Here is an 819-nt window from a genome sequence, read left to right as displayed (position 1 = left end):
CTCCATCGATTACAACGCGGAGCTCGATCAGATCCTGCTCAGCTCCTTTACTATGACGAGATATGGATGATTGATCGCGGAATCACCGCCAAGGAGCCAGTGGCCGGGCGGGGATCTGTTGTTTCGTCATGGCAATCCGGCCGTTTATGACAAAGGAACTGACAAAGATCGCCTGTTTGCCAAACAACATGATGCCAGTTGGATTCAAGAGGGTTTACCCGGTGCAGGCAATCTAATGGTGTTTAACAACAACAATCGAAACACATTCTCGATGAATCTCGCCGGTAACTCCAATGGCTCCAACCGCACCCAGCCCTCGCTAAACGCGGGTGGCTTTAATCGAAATGGTCGAGATGCAGAAGGAGGCCGAGACGCTGGAGGAGGAAGGGCAATGGCAGAGCGTGCCATGAGGGGCACCAGCAATGTCCACGAGTTCCGTCCAGTCATCGGCAAGGACGGTAAATATGCAATTGGCAGCGATGGCAGGTATGAGGTCGAGCAGGTTTGGTTTTGGGAAGAGCAAGGCTTCTTTGCCTCCACCCAGGGCAGCGCAAAAAGACTTCTCAATGGCAATACCCTGCTTGCCAACACGGGAAAGCAATTTGCAATTGAGGTGACGTCTGAAGGGAATACCGTCGCCCGCTACAAAGGCACCGCGCCTGTGTACAAAGCGTTTAAGTACACAAAGGAACAGATTGGCGATCTGATTGATTCGGGGCGAGAACCGGCAGGGCAAAGAAAAGAATGATTAGTTAGCTAAAGACCGGTCGTCAACTTGAGATCACACGATTTCAATACCGTCGCAGTTCAGTTCTCTCT

1 protein-coding gene is annotated in these 819 nt (G+C 51.6%); it reads left to right on the top strand.

The window, feature by feature from the left end:
• Positions 1–70: 70 nt before the first annotated feature.
• A complete protein-coding gene (locus tag RSSM_RS30645; protein WP_008689199.1) occupies positions 71–748 on the top strand; it encodes a hypothetical protein in 678 nt (225 codons plus the stop codon).
• Positions 749–819 lie beyond the last annotated feature (71 nt).

This window comes from Aporhodopirellula sallentina SM41, assembly GCF_000346505.1.
GTDB classification, from domain to species: domain Bacteria; phylum Planctomycetota; class Planctomycetia; order Pirellulales; family Pirellulaceae; genus Rhodopirellula; species Rhodopirellula sallentina.
This window is presented reverse-complemented; position numbering and strand designations above follow the sequence as displayed.